At 71.3% G+C, this 20,334-nt stretch carries 23 protein-coding genes; 11 read left to right on the forward strand and 12 right to left on the reverse strand.

Going from position 1 to position 20,334, the window contains the following annotated elements:
- Positions 1-12: 12 nt before the first annotated feature.
- Positions 13-1,317, reverse strand: coding sequence for a D-alanyl-D-alanine carboxypeptidase family protein (locus ACFT32_RS16750; RefSeq protein ID WP_382489588.1), 1,305 nt, complete (start codon positions 1,315-1,317; stop codon positions 13-15).
- A 91-nt stretch (positions 1,318-1,408) separates the two neighbouring features.
- Here ACFT32_RS16750 and ACFT32_RS16755 point away from each other — a divergent pair, with 91 nt between their 5' ends.
- From ACFT32_RS16755 to ACFT32_RS16765, 3 genes are all read left to right on the forward strand, one after another.
- Positions 1,409-1,648 carry an SCO4848 family membrane protein gene (locus tag ACFT32_RS16755; protein ID WP_382489590.1) on the forward strand — a complete coding sequence of 80 codons (240 nt, stop codon included), beginning with the start codon at positions 1,409-1,411 and terminating at the stop codon, positions 1,646-1,648.
- Positions 1,649-1,671: 23 nt separating this feature from the next.
- On the forward strand, positions 1,672-3,189 hold the full coding sequence (locus ACFT32_RS16760; protein ID WP_382489592.1) for a metallophosphoesterase: 1,518 nt from the start codon (positions 1,672-1,674) through the stop codon (positions 3,187-3,189).
- 148 nt (positions 3,190-3,337) lie between these two features.
- On the forward strand, positions 3,338-4,894 hold the full coding sequence (locus tag ACFT32_RS16765; protein WP_382489594.1) for an ABC transporter substrate-binding protein: 1,557 nt from the start codon (positions 3,338-3,340) through the stop codon (positions 4,892-4,894).
- Positions 4,895-4,907: 13 nt separating this feature from the next.
- Here the strand turns inward: ACFT32_RS16765 and ACFT32_RS16770 are convergent, their stop codons facing one another.
- From ACFT32_RS16770 to ACFT32_RS16780, 3 genes are read right to left on the reverse strand one after another with little or no spacing between them, the layout of a single operon-like run.
- Positions 4,908-5,651 carry a TetR/AcrR family transcriptional regulator gene (locus tag ACFT32_RS16770; RefSeq protein ID WP_382489596.1) on the reverse strand — a complete coding sequence of 248 codons (744 nt, stop codon included), beginning with the start codon at positions 5,649-5,651 and terminating at the stop codon, positions 4,908-4,910.
- 32 nt (positions 5,652-5,683) lie between these two features.
- Positions 5,684-6,178, reverse strand: coding sequence for a thiol-disulfide oxidoreductase DCC family protein (locus ACFT32_RS16775; protein ID WP_382489598.1), 495 nt, complete (start codon positions 6,176-6,178; stop codon positions 5,684-5,686).
- A gap of 12 nt (positions 6,179-6,190) precedes the next feature.
- Positions 6,191-6,598 carry a hypothetical protein gene (locus tag ACFT32_RS16780; protein ID WP_382489600.1) on the reverse strand — a complete coding sequence of 136 codons (408 nt, stop codon included), beginning with the start codon at positions 6,596-6,598 and terminating at the stop codon, positions 6,191-6,193.
- A 118-nt stretch (positions 6,599-6,716) separates the two neighbouring features.
- Between ACFT32_RS16780 and ACFT32_RS16785 the strand changes: the two genes are divergently transcribed.
- Positions 6,717-7,109: a hypothetical protein gene (locus ACFT32_RS16785; RefSeq protein ID WP_382489602.1), complete on the forward strand. Its 393-nt coding sequence runs from the start codon at positions 6,717-6,719 to the stop codon at positions 7,107-7,109.
- Between the two features lie 261 nt (positions 7,110-7,370).
- Entirely contained in the window at positions 7,371-7,553 is a 183-nt protein-coding gene (locus ACFT32_RS16790) for a hypothetical protein (RefSeq protein WP_382490767.1), read from the forward strand.
- Between the two features lies 1 nt (position 7,554).
- Here ACFT32_RS16790 and ACFT32_RS16795 read toward each other — a convergent pair whose 3' ends face one another.
- The 6 genes from ACFT32_RS16795 to ACFT32_RS16820 all read right to left on the reverse strand — a co-directional run bounded on the left by ACFT32_RS16795 (position 7,555) and on the right by ACFT32_RS16820 (position 12,456).
- A complete protein-coding gene (locus ACFT32_RS16795; RefSeq protein ID WP_382489604.1) occupies positions 7,555-8,166 on the reverse strand; it encodes a Uma2 family endonuclease in 612 nt (203 codons plus the stop codon).
- A 154-nt stretch (positions 8,167-8,320) separates the two neighbouring features.
- Positions 8,321-9,100, reverse strand: a complete 780-nt coding sequence (locus ACFT32_RS16800) for a succinate dehydrogenase iron-sulfur subunit (RefSeq protein ID WP_215119176.1) — start codon at positions 9,098-9,100, stop codon at positions 8,321-8,323.
- The gene (sdhA, locus tag ACFT32_RS16805; RefSeq protein WP_382489606.1) at positions 9,100-10,854 is read right to left on the reverse strand and encodes a succinate dehydrogenase flavoprotein subunit; all 1,755 of its coding nucleotides are present in this window, start codon (positions 10,852-10,854) and stop codon (positions 9,100-9,102) included. The genes ACFT32_RS16800 and sdhA overlap by 1 nt, the downstream gene beginning before the upstream one ends.
- A gap of 19 nt (positions 10,855-10,873) precedes the next feature.
- Entirely contained in the window at positions 10,874-11,356 is a 483-nt protein-coding gene (locus tag ACFT32_RS16810) for a succinate dehydrogenase hydrophobic membrane anchor subunit (RefSeq protein ID WP_031107857.1), read from the reverse strand.
- 5 nt (positions 11,357-11,361) lie between these two features.
- Complete coding sequence (sdhC, locus tag ACFT32_RS16815; protein WP_031107855.1) at positions 11,362-11,742, reverse strand: succinate dehydrogenase, cytochrome b556 subunit; 381 nt, start codon at positions 11,740-11,742, stop codon at positions 11,362-11,364.
- Positions 11,743-11,997: 255 nt separating this feature from the next.
- A complete protein-coding gene (locus tag ACFT32_RS16820) occupies positions 11,998-12,456 on the reverse strand; it encodes a 2-oxo-4-hydroxy-4-carboxy-5-ureidoimidazoline decarboxylase (protein WP_382489608.1) in 459 nt (152 codons plus the stop codon).
- Between the two features lie 318 nt (positions 12,457-12,774).
- Between ACFT32_RS16820 and ACFT32_RS16825 the strand changes: the two genes are divergently transcribed.
- From ACFT32_RS16825 to ACFT32_RS16840, 4 genes are all read left to right on the forward strand, one after another.
- Positions 12,775-14,352 carry a glycoside hydrolase family 20 protein gene (locus tag ACFT32_RS16825; RefSeq protein ID WP_382490724.1) on the forward strand — a complete coding sequence of 526 codons (1,578 nt, stop codon included), beginning with the start codon at positions 12,775-12,777 and terminating at the stop codon, positions 14,350-14,352.
- A gap of 96 nt (positions 14,353-14,448) precedes the next feature.
- Positions 14,449-14,955: a hypothetical protein gene (locus tag ACFT32_RS16830; protein WP_382489609.1), complete on the forward strand. Its 507-nt coding sequence runs from the start codon at positions 14,449-14,451 to the stop codon at positions 14,953-14,955.
- 108 nt (positions 14,956-15,063) lie between these two features.
- Entirely contained in the window at positions 15,064-15,618 is a 555-nt protein-coding gene (locus ACFT32_RS16835) for a hypothetical protein (RefSeq protein ID WP_382489610.1), read from the forward strand.
- 146 nt (positions 15,619-15,764) lie between these two features.
- Positions 15,765-16,160 (forward strand): hypothetical protein, encoded by a 396-nt coding sequence (locus ACFT32_RS16840; RefSeq protein WP_382489613.1) that lies wholly within the window; start codon positions 15,765-15,767, stop codon positions 16,158-16,160.
- A gap of 2 nt (positions 16,161-16,162) precedes the next feature.
- On the opposite strand, the gene ACFT32_RS16845 is transcribed toward ACFT32_RS16840, so the two are convergent.
- Positions 16,163-17,440 carry a peptidoglycan recognition protein gene (locus tag ACFT32_RS16845; protein ID WP_382489615.1) on the reverse strand — a complete coding sequence of 426 codons (1,278 nt, stop codon included), beginning with the start codon at positions 17,438-17,440 and terminating at the stop codon, positions 16,163-16,165.
- Between the two features lie 231 nt (positions 17,441-17,671).
- Here ACFT32_RS16845 and ACFT32_RS16850 point away from each other — a divergent pair, with 231 nt between their 5' ends.
- On the forward strand, positions 17,672-18,289 hold the full coding sequence (locus ACFT32_RS16850; RefSeq protein ID WP_382489617.1) for an RNA polymerase sigma factor: 618 nt from the start codon (positions 17,672-17,674) through the stop codon (positions 18,287-18,289).
- 136 nt (positions 18,290-18,425) lie between these two features.
- Complete coding sequence (locus tag ACFT32_RS16855) at positions 18,426-18,956, forward strand: hypothetical protein (RefSeq protein ID WP_382489619.1); 531 nt, start codon at positions 18,426-18,428, stop codon at positions 18,954-18,956.
- A gap of 46 nt (positions 18,957-19,002) precedes the next feature.
- On the opposite strand, the gene ACFT32_RS16860 is transcribed toward ACFT32_RS16855, so the two are convergent.
- Entirely contained in the window at positions 19,003-19,974 is a 972-nt protein-coding gene (locus ACFT32_RS16860; protein WP_382489620.1) for a ScbA/BarX family gamma-butyrolactone biosynthesis protein, read from the reverse strand.
- Positions 19,975-20,334 lie beyond the last annotated feature (360 nt).

Raw genomic sequence — 20,334 nt, forward strand, 5'->3', positions numbered from 1 at the left:
GTGGTGTGGGCGTCAGCTGTCGTCGCCCGAACGGGACCGGCGGCGTACCAGGTCCGGCAGGGGCCAGCGGCGGTTGATCAGGAAGGCGCCGGCCGCGAGCAGGACCAGGACCCCGCCGGTGATGCCGAGTGCCGTTCCGATGCCGCTGGAGCCGTCCGCGGCCGAGGCGCTGGCCACCGGCTTCGAACCGGTCCCGGCGTCGCCGGAGCCGCCGGCCTCGCCGGAGGGGTTCGCGCCGGGCCGGTCACCGCCCCCCGCGGCACTCTTCGGCGGCACCAGCTCACCCACCGGCTGCACCTTCCCGGCCGCCTTGAACCCCCAGTCGAACAGCCGCGCGGTCTCCTTGTAGACCTCGTTGTGCTCGTCCTTCTCCGGGTTCATCACCGTGACCAGCAGCACCTTGCCGTTCCGCTCGGCGACGCCGGTGAACGTGGCACCCGCGTTGGTGGTGTTGCCGTTCTTCACGCCCGCGATGCCCTCGTAGACGGGCACGTCCGCGTCGCCGCTCAGCAGCCGGTTGGTGTTGCGGATCTCGAAGGGCTTGCGGACGGACTTCCCCTTCTTGTCCTTCTTCGTCTCGCCGGGGAACTTCGCGGAGACCGTCGAGCTGTACTCCCGGAAGTCCTTCTTCTGGAGCCCCGAACGGGCGATCAGCGTCAGGTCGTAGGCCGACGACACCTGCCCCTCGGCGTCGTAGCCGTCCGGGCTGACGACGTGCGTGTCGAGGGCCTGGAGCTCCTCGGCGTGCTCGTTCATCTCCTTGACGGTGTTCTCGACGCCCTTGTTCATCGCGGACAGGACATGCACCGCGTCGTTGCCGGACTGCAGGAAGACACCGAGCCACAGGTCGTGGACGGTGTACGTCTCCTCCTCCTTTATCCCGACCATGCTGGACCCCGCCCCGATGCCCGCCAGGTCGGAGGGCACGACCTTGTGCTCGGTCGTGCTGGGGAACTTCGGCAGCAGCGTGTCCGCGAACAGCATCTTCAGCGTGCTCGCCGGGGCCAGCCGCCAGTGCGCGTTGTGCGCGGCCAGCACATCACCGGTCTCGGCGTCGGAGACGATCCAGGAGCGGGCGCTCAGGTCCTTCGGCAGCACCGGCACACCGCTCGCCAGGTTCACCTGTGTCCCCGGCCGTCCGAGCCGGGCGCCGCCCAGGGACGACATCGAGGCCGGGGGAGTGGCCGAGGGGCTCGCCGACGGGCTGCCCGACGGCTTCGGGGCCGCGACGGCGGCGGGCGCGGCCAGGGCGAGGGACGACAGGACGGCGGCGGTGACCAGCAGGGATCGCCTGGCGGTCTTCTTCGGTGCGGGCACGGTCGGAAACGTACATGCCATACGCAGGGAAGTCCCGCCTCCGGCCCCACCCCGGGAACGGAACAGGACACGCTCTGGCGATACTGGACTCATGAAGCTCAGCCGCCCCGTCTCCTGGTTCCTGCTCGCCTTCGGGGTGTGGAGCTGGGTCATCTGGATCACTTTCGTCAAAAACCTTGTCAAGGACAGCAGTGGGCTCGCCTTCGACGACGGTCGTCCCACGGCGTACTTCTGGGTGCACCTGCTGCTCGCCGTCGTTTCCTTCGTATTGGGGACGGCCGTCGGGGCCATCGGGTTGCGTGGTCTGCGCGCACTGCGCCGGACGTCATAACGGCAATCGGGAGACACGACACCGTGGCCATCGTCTTCGTACTCGTCGCACTGCTGGTCCTGGCCGTCATCGTGACGGCCAACTGGTACGTGTGGCGCCGCCTGTTCCGCGACACGACCCGCGGACCGGGCCTCACCCGCCGCGCGGGCGCGGTCCTGATCGCCGGAGGCTGGACCCTGGCGATCACGGCCCTGGTCGCCGAACGCTCCGGAGCCCCCTTCTGGCTCCAGCAGACCCTCGCCTGGCCGGGCTTCCTGTGGCTGGCCCTGTCGATATACCTGCTGCTGGCGGTGGTGGCGGGCGAGGTCGTGCGCCCCCTGCTGCGGCGGTTCCTGGAACGCCGGGACAGAGCGAGAGCCGAAGCCGGGACGGGGCCGACGGCATCGCCCGCGGACCGGCCGCACACCCCTGACGCCCCCGGCGGAGCGACGGGCTCCGCGCCTGCGGCCGCCGCCGCCCAGGTCGGCCCCCATGGCGGAGCGGCCGATGCCGCGCCGGCGGCCGATCCGCAGGCCGGCGTCGGCGCCGCAGCGCCCGGTGTGGCCGCCGCTGCCGCCGCACAGGCCGGTCTCCGCGGCGGAGCGAGCGGAGCGACCGCGTCCGTCACCGAGCCCCACCCCCTGACGGACCCCACCCCCGCCGCCCCGGAGGCCACCCCGCAGCCGCTCACCCCCACCGGCACCACCGACACCACACCTGCCCCCGCCCCCACCGGCCCCTCCCGCCGCCTCTTCGTCTCGCGGGTCGTCGCCGGGGCCGCCGCGGCCGCCGCCGTCGGGACCGTGGGGTACGGGACGTACGGCGTGCTGCGGGGGCCGAAGGTGAAGCGGGTGACCGTGCCGCTGGCCAAGCTGCCGCGCGCGGCACACGGGTTCCGGATCGCGGTGGTCAGCGACGTCCACCTCGGCCCGGTCCTGGGCCGCGGCTTCGCCCAGACGGTCGTCGACACGATCAACGCGACCCAGCCCGACCTGATCGCGGTCGTCGGCGACCTGGTCGACGGCAGCGTCAAGGACCTCGGCCCCGCTGCGGCCCCGCTGGCTCAGCTGAGGGCCCGTCACGGGTCCTACTTCGTCACCGGCAACCACGAGTACTTCTCCGGCGCCGAACAGTGGGTCGAGGAGGTCCGGCGCCTGGGCCTCACCCCCCTGGAGAACGCCCGCCGGGAGCTCCCCTACTTCGACCTGGCCGGAGTCAACGACGTGGCGGGCGAGGAGGAGGGCCAGGGCCCCGACTTCGCCCGGGCGCTCGGCGACCGGGACACGGCCCGCGCGTGCGTGCTGCTCGCCCACCAGCCCGTCCAGATCCACGACGCCGTCGAGCACGGCGTCGACCTCCAGCTCTCCGGCCACACCCACGGCGGCCAGCTCTGGCCCGGCAACCTCATCGCCTCCGCCGTCAACCCGACCCTCGCGGGCCTGGAGCGCTACGGCGACACCCAGCTCTACGTCTCGCGCGGCGCGGGCGCCTGGGGCCCGCCCACCCGGGTCGGCGCGCCGTCGGACATCACGCTGATCGAGCTGGCGTCGAAGCAGGCCTGATCCGGACCGATCCGCCCATCGGTAAGTTCTTTCCCAAGTCGTCAGATCTCCCTTCCCCGGCCCCAAAAGCCTGTGATTGTGTGAGCCCGCCACGAAGGGGTGTGGCACCGGCACAAGGGCCCAAAGGGCCCGGGGAGGGCAAGGGCCGATGCGATCGGTTCGCATGCGGATACTCGCGGGGCTGCTCGTCCTGGCCGCCGTGGGCGTGGGCGCCTGGCAGTTCCTGCCGTCGAAGAGCGACGGCAAGGCCATCACGGTGGGCACGACGGACGCCGTCACCTCGCTCGACCCGGCCGGCGCCTACGACGCCGGCTCCTGGGCGCTGTTCAGCAACGTCTTCCAGTCGCTGCTCACCTTCACGCCGGGCGGCACCGCACCCGTACCGGACGCGGCCAAGAGTTGCGCGTTCGCCGGCGGCGACCTGACGACGTACCGCTGCGACCTGCGCTCCGGCCTCACCTTCCCGAGCGGTCGGACGATGACCGCCGAGGACGTGAAGTACTCCTTCGACCGGATCCTGCGGATCAAGTCGCCCGTCGGCCCGGCGCCCCTGCTCGACACCCTGGGTTCCGTCAGCGCCGACGGGCTGACCGTCACCTTCCACCTGTCCTCGCCCGACGCGACCTTCCCGTTCAAGGTGGCCACCGGCGCCGGCTCGATCGTCGACCACACCGCGTACCCGGCCGGCAAGCTGCGCACCGACAACGGTGTCGACGGCACCGGCCCGTACACCCTCACCTCCTACACGAAGAACGCCGAGGCGGTCCTCGCGCCCAACGCCCACTACCAGGGCGCCGTCAAGGGCGGCGCGGGCCGCTCCGTCGAGCTGCGCTACTACGGCACCCCCGACGCCCTCGACACCGCCTGGAAGGACAGGCAGGTCGAGGTCGCGACCCGCCAGCTGCCGCCCCAGGTCCTCGCGAGCCTCAACCCGAGCGACCCGGCGCAGCGCGTCTTCGAGGCGGACGGCTCCGAGACCCGCAACCTGTACTTCAACACCCGCGCGGGCAAGCCCCTGCACAAGCCCGAGGTCCGCCGGGCCATGGCCTGGCTGATCGACCGCGAGCGACTGGCGGCCACCGTCTACGACGGCACCGTCGACCCCTTGTACTCCCTGATCCCGGCGGGCATCACCGGCCACACCGCCTCGTTCTTCGACGACTATCCCGGGAAGGACGCGAAGAAGGCACGGCAGTCGCTCACCAAAGCCGGCGTCACCCTGCCCGTCCGCATCACCTACGGCTACGCCAAGGGCCGCGGTGCCGGTGCCCAGGAGGGCGCCGAGATCAAACGGGAGCTGGAGTCGAGCGGACTGTTCAAGGTCACTCTCCAGGGCTACGAGTGGACCGACTTCCAGAAGCGGTGGGCGACCGGAAAGCTCGACGCGTACGCCGTCGGCTGGGTCGCCGACTTCCCCGATCCGGACACCTTCGGCGCCGCGCTCGTCGGCACCGGCAGCGCCATGAACACCGGCTACAGCAGCAAGACCGTGGACCGGCTCATCAAGGACAGCCAGCGCTACGCCGACCGCGGCGAGGCCGACCGGGACTTCCGCGAGGTGCAGCAGACCGTCGCACAGGACGTGCCGGTGCTCCCGCTGTGGCAGGCGAAGGAGTACGTCGTCACCACCGAGGACATCGGCGGCGGCCAGTACCTCTCGGACGGCACGGGCGTCTTCCGCCTCTGGAGCCTCACACGGCTCTGAGGCGGCGGGTGTCCTAGGACTCGGTGCGGCGCGCCGCCGGGTCCGGGATCGCCCGGGTCATCCCCGGCAGGAAGTCCGTGAACAGCTCGTGCACCTCCCGCACCAGCGGCCGCAGCACGCGGAAGCGGGCCAGGGCGACGCCGCGCGCGGTGAGCCGGGCACCCCGCTCGGCGAGCCGGTAGCTGCGCTCCCGCCCCTCCGTACGGTCGAAGATCCAGTACAGGACGAGCCCCATCTGGGACAGCCACATCAACTCGGGCAGGATGTCCCGCAGTTCCTCGGGCACCTTCGTCTTCGTCGCCCCGGCCAGCACCTCCCGGTGGACGCTGATGGCCTCCACGCGCGCGTGCTCCGACTCGGGGGAGAAGGGGCTGAGCGGGCTGTCCGGGTCGGCGGCGTTCTTGAAGAACTGCACCGCGAACTCGTGGTAGGGCGCGGCGATGTCCAGCCAGGTCCGCAGGACACCCGCGAGCCGTGCCTCCAGGTCGGTCTCCCGGTCCAGGATCTCCCGGACCGCCACCTGGTGCTCGGCGGCGATCCGGTCGTAGAAGCCCTGGATCAGGTGCTCCTTGCCCGCGAAGTAGTAGTACGCGTTGCCGACGGAGACCCCGGCCTCCTGGGCGATGGCCCGCATCGTCGTCTTGTCGTAGCCGCGCTCCTGGAACAGCCGCATGGCCGTCTCCAGGATCAGGGCGCGGGTCTGTTCGGACTTCGTGGGGGTGGCGCCGTCGTCGGGGCCGTCGTTCTTCGCGGACACGGGAAGAGAGCCTAACGTCAGCACCGGTGCGGCTACCGAGGGGCGCAGGTGCCGTCGGCGCAGCCCGGCGCGGTGTAGGACCAGCCGGCGTCCGGGTCGTACGCCCACCCGTCCGCGCGCCGGTACACCCGCCCGCCCCACTGTGCCCCGCCCCGCGGCCCCTGGTGCCACTGTCCCCCGCGCCACTTGGCGGCGGCGAGCACCGCGCCCTTGGCGAGCAGGGCGCCGGACGGGGTGCTCAGCCGGTGGGCGAGCGGCCGGTGCTCGCGCAGCGCCCACAGGGTGACGATCCAGGCGGCGGGCCCGAGGTAGACCTGCCCGGCGTCGCCGACGACGGTGATCTCGTCGAGGGTGGCGCCGTGGTCCAGTCCGGGAAAGCGCCGCCGGGCCTCCTCGGAGGCGGCCGGGACCAGCTCGAGCGGCACCAGCTGGGGCTGCCGCAGGAGCCAGTCGCGCAGGAACGCGCACAGGGAGCACTCGGCGTCGTACAGGACGGTGAGCCGGCGGACCGGTGCGGTGGCGTTCACCCGGGCCTCCGCTCAGGCCCGGGCGGACGGGGCCGCCCAGCCCTGCGGCGGCACGGGCGGAACCTGCTCCCGCTCCATCACGCCCCGCCGCCGGATCCGGTTCAGCACATAGACGTTGGCCAGGTGCATCACGCCGAGCACCAGCAGCACCACGCCGAGCTTGGTCGACAGGGCCTCGAAGACGCCGCGCGTGTCGGTGATGGTCTCGTCGCCGCTCAGATACAGCGCGACGAACCCGAGGTTGACGAGATAGAAGCCGACCACCAGAAGGTGGTTGACGGCGTCAGCGAGCTTCTCGTTGCCGTGCAGCACATCGGCGAGGAAGACCTTCCCGTTCCGGCTGAGCGTGCGAGCCACCCAGATGGTCAACCCGACGCTGACCAGCAGGTAGATGACGTAGGCGATGACCGTGCGGTCCATTGCCCCACCCTTCTTGAACACGTTCAAAACGCTGTCGAGGAAGACTGTAGACCCTTTTTTGAACGCGTTCAACATGCGGGCGCGGTGATTGTCAGTGGTGGCTCGTACTGTCGTCGGCATGGCAATCGTGACGTTCGTCGACGAGACGACAGCGGGGGAGCGGCGGACGGCCTGGGGGCTGGAGATCGCCGAGGAGCGGCTGACCGCACGGGAGTTGATCCGGCGCCGGGTCTTCCAGGAGGTCGCCGAGTACAACGCCCGTACACCCGAGGTGTTCCAGGGGCTCGTCCAGCCCGAGGACACCGAGCGCGTGCTGAACGGGTACGCGGTGCGCACACCCCGCCGCATCGACCCCGAGGCGCAGACGGCCCTGGCCCTGCGCGCCTTCGGGGGGAACGGCTTCCTGGTGCTGGTGGGGGACCGTCAGATCACGGACCCGGACGAGGAGATCGAGCTGCCGCTGGGCACCGAGGTCACCTTCCTGAAGCTCGTGCCCCTGGTGGGTGGCTGATGAGCGCCTTCCGGACGCCCCGGTCGCACACGGACCGGCTGCGCAACAAGATCGAGGACGGCGACATGGGCCGGGTCGCCGACGAGGCGCTGCGGGTCATGGGGACTCCAGCCGCGGCACCTGGGGCGGCGGCTGGGAGCGGGTGCTCGACCAGCTCCGTGACCTGCCGGCCGACCGGCGCCGTGACCTGCTGCACGCCCTGGCCGACCGCTTCGGCCAGGCCGGTGACGACACCGAGGCCCGCTGCCGCCATCTCGCCCTGTGCGGCCTGGTCTCCGAAACGACCAGTACCTGTGCATCGTCCCGAAGCCCGACCCGACCGCCCCGGGGACGGGCTACCTCCCCTTCGAGGGCGACCGCATGCTGGCGGTCATCCTGAGCAAGGCGATGCTCCTGGCGGCGGACACGAAGATCACGGACCCCACGATCCTGAGCCAGTTGTGACTCAGTCGCTCGTTTCCGGCTGTCCCGCCTTCAAGATCGCGGCGACATCGAGGGTGACCTCGGCGCCGATGGTGTCGGGGAGTGTGACGAGTTCGCCGGGGGCATGGGGACGGTGGTTCTCGTACTTGTCCCCGGCGGGGGCCGTGAGGACGTGGAGGCGCTGGTGTTTGCGGTCGACGATGACATAGACCGGGACCTTCGCCTCCGCGTACGCGGTGACCTTGGTGCGCAGATCGGTCCGGTAGTTGCTGGAGGTGACCTCCAGGACCATGCGGAAGCAGACGGGGTCGTAGCAGTTGTTCTCGATGAGGTGGTCCCGGTAATCGGCGTCCACCAGGGACAAGTCCGGGATCGCGTAGTCCTCCGTCCCGGTCGGCAACCAGAGGCCGATGCCCTGGATCAGTCGTGACTCCGTCCCGTGGAGGCCGGCCGCGATGAAAGGCAGCGTCAGGTCGGTCATCACATCGCCGTGAGGGCCGTCGGGAGGTGGGGACACGAGGATCTGGCCTCCGATGATCTCGACTCGGTAGCCCGGGTTGCGATCCATGAGCCGGTTGGCCTCCGCGATCAGCGGACGCTTTCCGTAAGGCCGCTCGACGGCTGCAGCGGACATCAGGTGCCTCCCGTGGCTGGTGTCGAGAGCATCATCGTAGGTCGGACGCCCCCTGAGCGTCCCTCTCAGCCTCCTTCACCCGATGGTGTGGCATATGCCCGAGGGCCCCGTTCTCAGCGGAAACGGGGCCCTCGAAGGACTGCGGAACGCGGTCTCAGAAGCGGCGCGTGATCAGCGCTCGCTTCACCTCCGCGATCGCCTTCGTGACCTCGATCCCGCGCGGGCAGGCGTCCGTGCAGTTGAAGGTCGTGCGGCAGCGCCAGACGCCGTCGCGGTCGTTGAGGACCTCCAGGCGCTGCTCGCCGGCCTCGTCACGCGAGTCGAAGATGAAGCGGTGCGCGTTGACGATGGCCGCCGGGCCGAAGTACTGGCCGTCGTTCCAGAAGACCGGGCACGACGTGGTGCAGGCCGCGCAGAGGATGCACTTCGTGGTGTCGTCGAAGCGCTCGCGGTCCTCGGCCGACTGAAGCCGCTCACGCGTCGGCTCGTTCGTGTCCTTCGTGATGAGGAAGGGCATCACGTCGCGGTACGCCTGGAAGAACGGCTCCATGTCGACCACGAGGTCCTTCAGGACCGTGAGGCCCTTTATGGCCTCGACCGTGATCGGCTTCTCGGGGTTGATGTCCTTGATCAGCGTCTTGCACGCGAGGCGGTTCTTGCCGTTGATCCGCATGGCGTCGGAGCCGCAGATGCCGTGCGCGCAGGAGCGGCGGAACGTCAGCGTGCCGTCGACATCCCACTTGATCTTGTGGAGGGCGTCGAGGACGCGCTCCTTGGGGTCGATCTCCAGCTGGAAGTCTTCCCAGGTCGCCTCGGCCGAGACCTCCGGGTTGAAGCGGCGGACCCGGAAGGTGACGGTGATGTAGGGGGAGTCGGCGAAGCCGGGCTCGGGCTGGCCGGCCGCTTCCGCCTTGTCCACAACAGGGGTAGCCATCAGTACTTACGCTCCATCGGCTGGTAGCGGGTCTGGACGACCGGCTTGTAGTCGAGACGGACGGTTTCGGAACCGTCGGCGCCGACCTCGCGGTACGCCATGGTGTGCCGCATGAAGTTGACGTCGTCGCGGTTCGGGTAGTCCTCGCGGTAGTGACCGCCGCGGGACTCCTTGCGGGCGAGCGCGGAGACCGCCATGACCTCGGCGAGGTCCAGCAGGTTGCCCAGCTCGATGGCCTCCAGCAGGTCCGTGTTGAACCGCTTGCCCTTGTCCTGGATCGACACGTTCTTGAACCGCTCGCGCAGCTCCGCGATCTTCTCGACCGCCGTCTTGATCGTCTGCTCGGTGCGGAACACCATGACGTTGGCGTCCATGGTCTCCTGCAGTTCCCGGCGGATCGCCGTCACGCGCTCGGTGCCGGTGGAGTCACGCAGTCGCTCCACCTGCTCGATCACGAGCTCCGCCGGGTTCTCCGGCAGCTCGACGAACTCCGCCGTCTGCGCGTACTCCGCGGCGGCGATGCCCGCGCGCTTGCCGAACACGTTGATGTCCAGCAGCGAGTTGGTGCCGAGGCGGTTGGCGCCGTGCACGGACACACAGGCGACCTCGCCGGCCGCGTACAGGCCGGGGACGACGGTGGTGTTGTCCGACAGGACCTCACCCTCGACGTTCGTGGGGATGCCGCCCATGACGTAGTGGGCCGTGGGCTGGATCGGGATCGGGTCCGTGTAGGGCTCGATGCCGAGGTAGGTGCGGGCGAACTCCGTGATGTCCGGGAGCTTCGCGTCCAGCTGCTCCGGCGGGAGGTGCGTCAGGTCCAGGTAGACGTGGTCGCCCTCGGGGCCGCAGCCGCGGCCTTCCCGGATCTCCGTGTAGATGGAGCGGGACACGACGTCACGGGACGCGAGGTCCTTCATGACCGGCGCGTACTTCTCCATGAAGCGCTCGCCGTCCTTGTTGCGGAGGATGCCGCCCTCACCACGGGCGCCCTCCGTCAGCAGGATGCCCATCCGCCAGATGCCGGTCGGGTGGAACTGGAAGAACTCCATGTCCTCCAGCGGCAGACCGCGGCGGTAGACCGCCGCCTGGCCGTCGCCCGTCAGCGTGTGCGCGTTGGACGTCACCTTGAAGAACTTGCCGCAGCCGCCGGACGCGTAGACCACGGACTTCGCCTGGAAGACGTGGATCTCGCCGGTGGCGAGCTCGTACGCCACCACACCGGCCGACTTCCTGACGCCGTCGACCTCGGTGATGAGCTGGTCCAGGACGTAGAACTCGTTGTAGAACTCCACGCCCTCCTTGACGCAGTTCTGGTACAGCGTCTGGAGGATCATGTGGCCGGTGCGGTCGGCCGCGTAGCAGGAGCGGCGGACCGGGGCCTCGCCGTGGTTACGGCTGTGACCGCCGAAGCGGCGCTGGTCGATGGTGCCGTTCGGCGTGCGGTTGAACGGCAGGCCCATCTTCTCCAGGTCGAGGACCGAGTCGATGGCCTCCTTCGCCAGGATCTCGGCGGCGTCCTGGTCGACCAGGTAGTCACCGCCCTTGACCGTGTCGAAGGTGTGCCACTCCCAGTTGTCCTCCTCCACGTTGGCCAGCGCGGCGGCCATGCCGCCCTGCGCGGCGCCCGTGTGGGAGCGGGTGGGGTACAGCTTGGTCAGCACCGCGGTGCGGCTGCGCTTCGTCGACTCGATGGCGGCGCGCATGCCCGCGCCACCGGCGCCGACGATGACGGTGTCGTACTTGTGGATCTTCATGATTCTCGCAGCCCCGTGCCTAGCGGATGTTCGGGTCGAAGGTGAAGATCACCAGCGTGCCCAGCAGGATGGTGAACACCGTGGCGGTGTAGAGCAGGCCCTTGAGCCACAGCCGGGTGTTCGCGCGCTCCGCGTAGTCGTTGATGACCGTGCGCAGGCCGTTGGCGCCGTGCAGCATCGCGAGCCACAGCATCAGCAGGTCCCAGACCTGCCAGAAGGGGCTCGCCCAGCGGCCCGCCACGAAGGCGAAGCCGATCTTCGACACGCCGCCGTCCAGCACGAGCTGGATCAGCAGGTGGCCGAGGACCAGCACGACCAGCACCACGCCGGACAGGCGCATGAACAGCCAGGCGGCCAGCTCGAAGTTGCCCCGCGTGGACTTCGGGGTCTTCTTGGTGCGCTGGCGCGGGGCCTCGATGAAGGGGGCCGGGTTGTCGACGGTGTAGACGGCGCCGCCCTCGACGGGGCCGACGCCCGCGGCGGTCTTGTCAGTCGTGGACATTGGCGTCAGCTCCCGAACAGTTCACGAGCGGCGTGGCCGAGGACGGGGTAGATCGCCCCGAGCATCAGCACGACCCACAGGGCGACGACGGTCCAGAGCATCTGCTTCTGGTACCGGGCGCCCTTGATCCAGAAGTCGACGGCGATGACACGCAGGCCGTTGAGCGCATGGAAGAGGATGGCGGCGACGAGGCCGTACTCCAGCAGCGCGACGATCGGCGTCTTGTACGTGGCCACGACCGTGTCGTAGGCCTCAGGGGACACGCGGACGAGGGCGGTGTCCAGCACGTGAACGAACAGGAAGAAGAAGATGAGGACGCCGGTGACTCGATGAGCCACCCAGGACCACATTCCTTCCCGGCCGCGGTACAGCGTTCCAGCCGGCACGGAAGTTTCCTCCGGGAGCGGGGATTGGGGCCGCGCCGGCTTGGTGTGTCGGTCGGGCCCGGCCGGGTACGGTCCACCGGCCCCCAGCATCGTAGCGATGCGCTGCCGCTGGGCTGCGCCGGGGTCTGGCTGTGTGATCAAACTGGCATGCGTACGGGCTAGCCTCGGCGGCTTCTGGGGTGTGATTTCCCGTTATCTGCCGGGTGCGGCGCCGTTGTGGCTTGTCGCGCCCACGCGGCGGTAGCCGCAAATCGACTACAGCTCCGCGCCCCTGAGGGCGTCGACCAGCCGTTCCTGTGCCAGGCGGCGGAGTTCGTCGGCCACCACTGCCCGCTCCTCCTCGGGATCGTTGGTCAATCGTGATCGGATGGCTTCCAGGAGGTGGTCCAGGACCTCGCCCGGGGGCAGGCCGTCCAGGCAGATGACGAACACATGGCCGAAGCGGGCCTCGTAGGCGGCGTAGGCCGCGCTGAGGGCCGTGTGGGCCGCGGCGTAGGTGTCCGACGGGAGGGCGGGCAGGGGCTCGGCCGCCAGGGCTTCCGTGAGGTCGCCCCAGGCCAGGTCGTACGCCGCCTCGTCGGAGGCGGCGAGCAGGGAGGCCAGGTCCGGGTAGGGGCGGTGTTCCGCGACCCGCCGGGACCAGCGGTGGCTGCGCAGGCAGGTGAGGAGGGTCCGCTCCAGCTCCTGCGCGGAGGCTGCGTTGAAGTGCTCCACCGGTATGGCTGCTCGGCCGGGGAGGTCTGGGAGGCGGTGCGCAGGCAGCGTGGGTCCTCGTGGGCGTCACGTGTGTCGGCAGGGCAAGGTGTGAGAGATGTGACGTCACGCTATCGAGTGCGACCGAGACGTGTCCGACGGATGCCCGAATTTCACCCGGGGGAGAGAGTTTCGGAACGTGTGGTGGACGCGCCCGGACGCGCGCCGGGCGCCGTCGGGTTTTAGGTTGGCCGTGTGAGTCAGCACAGGCGCCGGGATACGGCGAAGCAGGTGAAACAGCGGCCAGTGCTGGTCGTGGCCATGGCCGTCGCGTTGGTCATGGTCGCGGCCGGGGTGAGTCTGGGGCTCTGGGCGGCCTCGGACGGCGACGGCGGGTCCACGGGGACGGAGGCCAGACCCTCCGAGGGCCGGACCGCTGCCGCCCCGCAGGGCACCTCGCCGGAGAGCAGCCCCAGTCCGAGCCGCTCCTACGCCCTGTCCAAGGCACCGCGGACGATCCCCGCCGTGCGCGACCACGAGCCGGCGCGCGGCCCGGGCTGGCAGCCCGAGAGCGGCAACCGCGTGGTCGTGGCCGACGCGGCGCTGGCCGACGAGGGACGGCTGGTCGCGGGCGAGCTGGGGCTGACGTACGCGGGCGAGAAGGACGACCGGCGCGCCGGGGACCTGCGGCTGGCGCTCGGCGGTGACAAGAAGGCCAACCCGGAGTCGTACGTCATGACCGTGCGTGACGGGCGCACGGAGATCACCGGGCCCGCCGAAGCGGGCGTCTTCTACGGCACCCGCACGCTCAAGCAGGAGACGAGCGACGGCGGGACGGCGCCCGAGGGCGTGGTGCGGGACGAGCCGGCCAAGCCGCAGCGCGGGTTCATGCTGGACATCGCGCGCAAGAACTTCACGGCCGGCTGGATCGAGGACCGGGTCCGGGAGCTGGGCGATCTGAAGTTCAACCAGCTGGGCCTGCACTTCTCCGACGACCAGGGCTTCCGGATCGAGTCCGACACGCAGCCGGAGATCGTGTCCCAGCCGCATCTGACCAAGGCGCAGGTGCGGAAGATCATCGACCTCGCGGAGAGCCGGCACATCACCGTCGTGCCCGAGATCGACTCGCCCGGGCACCTGGGGGCGGTCCTCCGTGCCCACCCCGACCTCCAGCTGCGCACCGCGCAGGGGTCGGCGGTGCAGGGCGCCATCGACATCTCCAAGCCCGAGAGCGCCGAGATCGTCGACGAGCTGCTGAACGAGTACGCGGAGCTCTTCCCCGGCAAGCCCTGGCACCTCGGGGCCGACGAGTACCAGGCGCTGGTCCGCTCCGACCCGGAGGCGGCGTTCCCGCAGCTGGCCGCCGCGGCGCAGCAGAAGTACGGCGCCGGTGCCACGGTCGCCGACCTCACCACCGGTTGGCTCAACGACCGGGCCGCCACCGTCCGCGAGCACGACCGCACCCCGCGCGCGTGGAACGACGGCTTCTTCCGCGGCACGTCCGTCGAAGCCGACAAGGACATCCAGGTCGCCTACTGGACCGGCAAGGAGATCGGTGCCCGGGAGCCCCTGGAGTATCTGGAGGCGGGCCGGAAGGTGATCAACTACAACGACGAGTTCCTGTACTACGTGCTCGGCGAGCCGCAGACCTTCGTCTATCCGACGGGGCAGCGGATCTACGAGCAGTGGACGCCACGGGTGCTGCGCGGCACCGCGGCCGTGCCGGAGCGCTACGACGGCCAGATCCTCGGCGGGAACCTCGCCGTCTGGTGCGACCTCGCGAACTCTCAGACCCAGGACCAGGTGGCGGCCGGGATCCGGATGCCGCTGCGGGCGACCGTCCAGAAGCTGTGGGACCCGGACAGGCCCGAGCTGTCCTGGGCGGAGTTCCGGGCGCTGGCGGACAGGCTCGGCTGACTCCGCACGAATTGGCCCATACGGCTGCGAACTCCCGTGCGACTGTGGTGGTCTTCTGACGCCAGTCGAATCGAATATGCCGGGGGGAACCGGAAGATGGGCTACTGGGGTTACTTCGTCGTGGGCAGAGCGGAGCAGCCGCTGGCGGAGCTGGCCGCGCTGACGGGGGCCGAGGGCGGTATGACGCCGCACACCTCGGCGCCCGGCGGATGGCAGCTGTGGGAGTACCCGAGCGGCGAGGGCGACGTCGGGAACATGAACGACCTGGCCCGGGAGACCGGGGCGCCCGCGCTGTTCGGGTACGTCATGAACAGCGACTGCGTGGTGCTGGAGGCCGCGGCCCCGGAGAGCGGGGCGTGGACGACCTGCCTCGCGCGGACCGCGATGGCCGGCTACTTAGGCGCGGACCGGGAGGGCCTCACACTGGAGGACTACTTCCTGGAGCCCCGTGACGCCGCCGAGCGCGCGGTGCGCTGGGCCGCCGAAGCCGGACACGAAGTGAACGCCGACGCGCTTGTGGACGTACTGACTTCAGACCCTGATCCCCTGGCCGAAAACCTTTTGTTCCGCTTCCTCGACAGACTGGGCGTGGTGCCCCTGTGACACTCCGGGGCCGTCGCACGCAGTAAGGGGAAGTGCGGGTTCCGTGAGGGGTGAGGGCTGGTAGCGGCCTGGTAGGGCCCCGGAGAAGGCCCGCGGAGGGAGGCGTGGATGAGCCTGGTGGAGTTGATCGCACAGGCCGACGAACGCGGGCTGGCCGCGAGCGGCCTGGCTTGTTTGGATCGGTGTGTGCCCCTGCTGGGCGGTGACGACGAGATCCTGCGGCCCCTGTGGGCGAGCCTCACCGACGACGCCGGTGCCGGCGACTGGGGTGACGGTCTTGAGCAGGCGCGCGGGAAGCTGGACGTCACGGGTGACGGCGACGAGGCGGTCGCGCTCGCCCACCGGATGCTCGAAGCCGCTCCCGCGGAGCGCTCCGCCGCCGATGTGCGGGTGTGGGCCGACGCTTGTTCCGTCGCCTCCCTGCAGATCCACCGCCTCCTCGACACCGCCCCGGACGACGCCTCCTCGGTCGACACCCGTCGCCAGGGCCGTACGGAGGGCATGTCGCCGCTCGTCGCCGCCGAACTGCGCCGCCAGGTCACCGTCCTGGAGGTCCTGGCCGGACACGGGCAGGCCGGGCTGCGGCGGGCGCTGGAGGTGTCGACCGAGGGACGGCGGGTGCTGCGCGCGGTGGTGTCCCGCCGGACCCGGCAACGGAGCTGAGCGCCAGGGACCCTGACCGGCCTAAACCCCGTTCCTGCGAGAGTCCTGTGACTGTCGTAAGGCCGAGGTGGGGCGGTCCTGCGCCACTTCCGGGAAGTCGCCGATTTCGCGTGACGAAACGCCGCCCGGCAGCGCATTGAAGGGGTGTGACGACTCAGCAGGAGACCAGGCCATCGGCGGCTGCGAAGCCGCTGCGGTGGGCGGCGGACACGGTGGCGACGATGCGCGAGGGAGCACGACTGCGCCTCGACTACTCGGCACAGAGTCTGTGGAGCATCGACCGCATGATCGAGGAAATACGGCGGGAAGGAGCGCCCTACGCGGCCGTGGAGGAGGTGCTGCGCGGGTTCGGGGCCTATGCCGGTGAGGTGATGGCACGTGAGACCGGGGCCGAGTGGTGGGCCACCGGCGGCGACCACTGGATCCGCACCCCCGACGGGCGCCTCTGGGACCCGATCGACGAGGCCCGCCGCTGCTACGGCGGTCACGGATCGCTGCGGCTGCTGTGCCGGGACGCGGCGGGCACGGCGCCCCGGCAGTAGCGTCAGCGCGCCAGCACGCCCTCGATCCCCAGCTCGGCGAGCTCCCATTCCGACTCCGGTACCCACTCCGTCGCCGGTTGGGGTGCCGGCTCCGTTCCCTGCCCAGGTTCCGATTGCGGCTGCGGCTGCGGCTGCGGCTGTGGCTGTGGCGCGACGAGCGTGCCCGCCTTCGCGGCGAGGGCGCGGATCTTGGGCAGGTCGTCGTAGAGGTTCTGCCCGGGGCATTCCGTCGGGGAGCCGTCGCGGTGCCCGGAGACGCGGTTGAGCGTGACCTTCTGGCCCGCCTGGTACTTGCCGTTGTCCGCACCGGAGGTCAGCACCACGGTCCCGGCCGGGTCGAGGCCGTACAGGCCGAGCTTCCAGGCCGCCACCTTGGCGACCGACTCGCGCACCGCCGCGTTGGTGGTCGCCGTGGAGTAGTCGCCGAGCACGGACACGCTGCTGGTGGCGGTGTTGAAACCGTAGGTGTGCGCGCCGAGGACGGGCTTGTCGATGCCGCCCGCACGGCCCTCGAAGACGGTCCCGCACTTGTCGACGAGGAAGTGGTAGCCGATGTCGTTCCAGCCGTTGCTCTGCACGTGGTAGAGGAACACCCCGCGCACGACCGACGCCGACTGGGAGCAGGTGTAGTCGTTGGTGCCCGCCGTGTGGTGGACGAACATCGCCTGGGTGCCGGTGGTGTAGGTGGGCGGGTCCTTCACCAGGGACTCGTCGGCGCCCCAGGCGGAGCGTGACGTCACGGCGGGGCGGCCGGCCAGGGGCGCTCCGGGTGCCGGTTCGACGGCACCGGGCTGGGGCGCGCCGGGTTCGACGACCGAGGTGTGCACGGCGTCCGACCCGCCGTCGGGGTCGACCAGTTCGACGCGCAGCCCCTTGGGCAGCCGCCCGCCCGAGACGCGCACCTGGACGCCGTCCGAGGGCCCGGTCCACAGCGGCTGGGTGCCGCCGCGCACCCCGGCGTGGTCGCGGTCGGGGCCGCTCTCGGGCATGCGCACATCGGTGTCCAGTGCCCGCCACGCGCTCCACTCGCCGCTCTCGCGGGAGCGGGTGCGCACGAACGCGGTGCCGTCCAGGGCGGCGTCCGGGTCCGCCCAGGTGACACCGACCATGCTGAACGGCTCGGTGGTGCGCGGGGCGAGGGACCGCTTGTGCGGATCACCGTCCGGCACCCGGACGGTGTACACGCCGTCCGAGGACGAGGCCCGGGCGGGCTGGGCCAGACCGAGGGCACCGAGGGCCAGAGCGGTGGCGACGGCGGTGCGCAGGAGGGGAGATGGCATACGGCGCTCGCCTTTCGTGGGGCGGAAGCATCGCGTGCAGAGCTCCCCGGTACGTCACTTGGCCCAAACCTCCGCGGGCCGGCGCTCCCGAGGACGGCGGGTCGGGTTGACCCGAACGGGGGCCGGACCCGAAGCGCCTGACGCGCTGTGACACTTCCGTCCGCACCGGCGCTGATCACCGTGGGGGCGTGGTACGGGAGGGCGCGCACTCGGTACGGACAGGGACGGTACGTGGGTCAGGGAGCGGCGCCCCGGCGCATGCAGGCGTACGACGGGGAACTGGGCGCGGCCGTCGCGCGGGCCCAGCAGGGCGACGAGGCGGCCTTCGCGGTCGCCTACCGGCTCGTGCAGCCCGGCCTGCTCGGCTATCTGCGCGGCCTGGTCGGGGACGACGCGGAGGACGTGGCGTCCGACGCCTGGCTGGAGATCGCCCGGGATCTGGGGCGGTTCCAGGGCGACGGGGCCGGTTTCCGCGGCTGGACGGCGACCATCGCCCGGCACCGGGCGCTGGACCATCTGCGCCGGCAGCGGGTACGGCCCCGGCCGGCCGTGCTGGAACAGGACGTCCTGGACCTGCCCGGGCCGCAGAGCACGCACGACCAGGCGCTGGAGGCCCTGTCCACCGAGCACGCCCTGGAGCTGGTCCGCGGGCTGCCCCGCGACCAGGCCGAGGCCGTGCTGCTGCGCGTCGTGGTCGGCCTCGACGGCCCGGCCGCCGCGCGCGTCCTGGGCAAGCGGCCGGGCGCGGTACGCACGGCCGCGCACCGGGGGCTGAAGCGCCTCGCCCGGCAGCTGGGCGCGGACGGTGTGACGGATGAGACTCCCCGGACGCTGGGGGAGTCGACGTGAACGATGCTCAGCTTCTCCGGCGGGGCTGACGGGACCGCGCGGTCGCTCCGTCCTGAACAGGCCGGACGAGCGGGCCGTACTGGTGAGGCCCGGCGAGCCGGGCGGGCGAGTGGATCGAGCAGGGACGGAATCGGACATGGCTGAACGGCAGAGCGGTGGCGGGCTTCCCGGCCGTCGTTCCCGTCCCGCCCTGTCCGACGCCGAGGTCGAGGCGCTGATCGTCGCCTCCCTCGTCCGGGACGGTGTCGACGCCGAGGCCGAGCAGCGGGCCGTGGCCGCGTTCCGGGCCGCCCGGGACGCCGGGACCCACCGCGGCCGCGCCCGCCGCCGGGACGACTGGGGGCTCCGGGACCGGCGCCGCGCGGTGCCGTCCCCGCGGACGACGCTCTCCGTGCTGTTCGCCGGTCTCATGCTGGTCGGTGTCGCCATGGGCGTGGTCGGCGCGGCGGGTTTCCCGGCGGACGACGAACGCCCGGCCCCCGCCCAGGGCACCGAGGCCGACTGCCGCGACTACCAGGAGGTCGGGGGAGACGGCCAGGGCCTGAACGCGACGGTCCGGCAGCGTCTCGTGGCGGCGGCGGGCGGCGAGAAGAACGTCACGGCCTACTGCACAGAACAACTGGCAGAGCCCGAGCCGGGCGGGAACGACGGCCGCGCCACGCCCTAGGAGTGTCCTGAGGATCCCGCCGGTCCCCCTTCGGTCTTCTCGGTCATCAGTCGCACAGGCTCGCCACCACGAGGCTGTCGAAGGCCAGCCGGCCGGACTGCCACGCGGTGACCCGGACCGCGGCGTCCTCGCTCGCGTCCTGCGCGGGGAGCCTGGTCGCGGAGATGCGGCAGGGGATGTCCGGGGCCAGGGGGAAGTGGAAGGCGCTGCGCAGTTCCACGGGGAGTACGCGGTACGGGGCGCAGGCCGCCTGAACGGCCTGGCGGGCTGCCTCCAGGAGCACCATGCCGGGGACCTCGTGGGTGGGATGGTCGAAGAGCACCGGGTGGCCGGGGTCGATGCGCAGATCCCAGTTCAGGCCCCGGCGGGCGGCGGCGGAGCGGGGGACGCCGAGGACGACGTCGCGTTCGTCGAGGCGGCCCACGATTGCGGGCGGCACGGGGTCGGGCAGGGGCGGGTACCCGCCGCCCTCCCCTGCGGCGGGGCCCGGGGCGGACACGCGCAGTGTCAGCCGTCCCGCGCCCGCGAAGTCGTCGCCGCGCAGCAGGTCGGCCTCCAGGGTGAGTGCGGTCGGGGGGCCGTTGCGGCGATCGGCGCCCCGGACGTCCGTGGCCGCGGCCTCCAGGCGCATCTCGGCGGGGCGGGTGCCGAGCAGGATGACACCCGGCACGACCTCGAACTCCAGTTCGGCGATGGTGAAGTGACGGTCCGCCGGGACGCCGTAGTACGTCTGCCCGACCAGGACGGAGGCCTGCCGTAGCGACTCCGCTGTGAGCAGGGGGTCGTACCAGGCACCGGCGATGGGTGCGTAGAAGTGGTGCCCGCGCGGCCACTGCGCGCCCAGCCGGAACGCGTCCGGGCCCAGCCGCCGCCAGTCGGTGATCAGCACCTCTGCCACGGCACTGCGGTCGACGAGATGACGCGGGGCGGTCCGGACGAAGTGGAGGTCGGCCTCCGGCCCGGCATCCGGCGGCAGGGGGAGGGTGAGCGCCTTGGGTATCGGATCGGTGTGGGACACGCGGGTTGCCTTTCTCATGGGCGTCGACGCGAGGAACGCGTCCCGGGGCGGGTCCCGGGCCGGGCCAGGTCCGGGCGGGGCGGAGTGCGGAGTCGGGTCCCGGGGCGGGGCCGTGCGGACCGGGCCGGGCCCCTGACGGGCGGAGCCAGGTCCCTGGTGGGGCGCGGCCGTTCAGGCCGGGCCGAGGACGCCGGTGGCCTCGGCTCGGCGGGTGGCGGTCGGGGAGAGAGGGCGGAGGATGGTGAGCGACGGGGGCCGCGTCCCGTCTGGCGGCCTGGCCGGTGCAACTGCTGGATCCGGTGCCGAAGCCGGACCCGTGGCCACGGCCTGGCCCGTGCAGCGGCTGGATCCGGGGCCGGG

This window comes from Streptomyces sp. NPDC057002 (genome assembly GCF_042673825.1).
In the GTDB taxonomy this organism is placed as follows: Bacteria; Actinomycetota; Actinomycetes; order Streptomycetales; family Streptomycetaceae; genus Streptomyces.

Coding starts and splice junctions, on each gene's coding strand:
- ACFT32_RS16795 (WP_382489604.1), bottom strand. CDS start 8,166: ATGTCCGCTGCAGCCGTCGAGCGGCCTTACGGAAAGCGTCCGCTGATC.
- ACFT32_RS16785 (WP_382489602.1), top strand. CDS start 6,717: ATGGCAATCGTGACGTTCGTCGACGAGACGACAGCGGGGGAGCGGCGG.
- ACFT32_RS16810 (WP_031107857.1), bottom strand. CDS start 11,356: ATGTCCACGACTGACAAGACCGCCGCGGGCGTCGGCCCCGTCGAGGGC.
- sdhA (WP_382489606.1), bottom strand. CDS start 10,854: ATGAAGATCCACAAGTACGACACCGTCATCGTCGGCGCCGGTGGCGCG.
- ACFT32_RS16755 (WP_382489590.1), top strand. CDS start 1,409: ATGAAGCTCAGCCGCCCCGTCTCCTGGTTCCTGCTCGCCTTCGGGGTG.
- ACFT32_RS16765 (WP_382489594.1), top strand. CDS start 3,338: ATGCGATCGGTTCGCATGCGGATACTCGCGGGGCTGCTCGTCCTGGCC.
- ACFT32_RS16800 (WP_215119176.1), bottom strand. CDS start 9,100: ATGGCTACCCCTGTTGTGGACAAGGCGGAAGCGGCCGGCCAGCCCGAG.
- ACFT32_RS16780 (WP_382489600.1), bottom strand. CDS start 6,598: ATGGACCGCACGGTCATCGCCTACGTCATCTACCTGCTGGTCAGCGTC.
- ACFT32_RS16855 (WP_382489619.1), top strand. CDS start 18,426: ATGGCTGAACGGCAGAGCGGTGGCGGGCTTCCCGGCCGTCGTTCCCGT.
- ACFT32_RS16845 (WP_382489615.1), bottom strand. CDS start 17,440: ATGCCATCTCCCCTCCTGCGCACCGCCGTCGCCACCGCTCTGGCCCTC.
- ACFT32_RS16835 (WP_382489610.1), top strand. CDS start 15,064: ATGAGCCTGGTGGAGTTGATCGCACAGGCCGACGAACGCGGGCTGGCC.
- ACFT32_RS16830 (WP_382489609.1), top strand. CDS start 14,449: ATGGGCTACTGGGGTTACTTCGTCGTGGGCAGAGCGGAGCAGCCGCTG.
- ACFT32_RS16825 (WP_382490724.1), top strand. CDS start 12,775: ATGGTCGCGGCCGGGGTGAGTCTGGGGCTCTGGGCGGCCTCGGACGGC.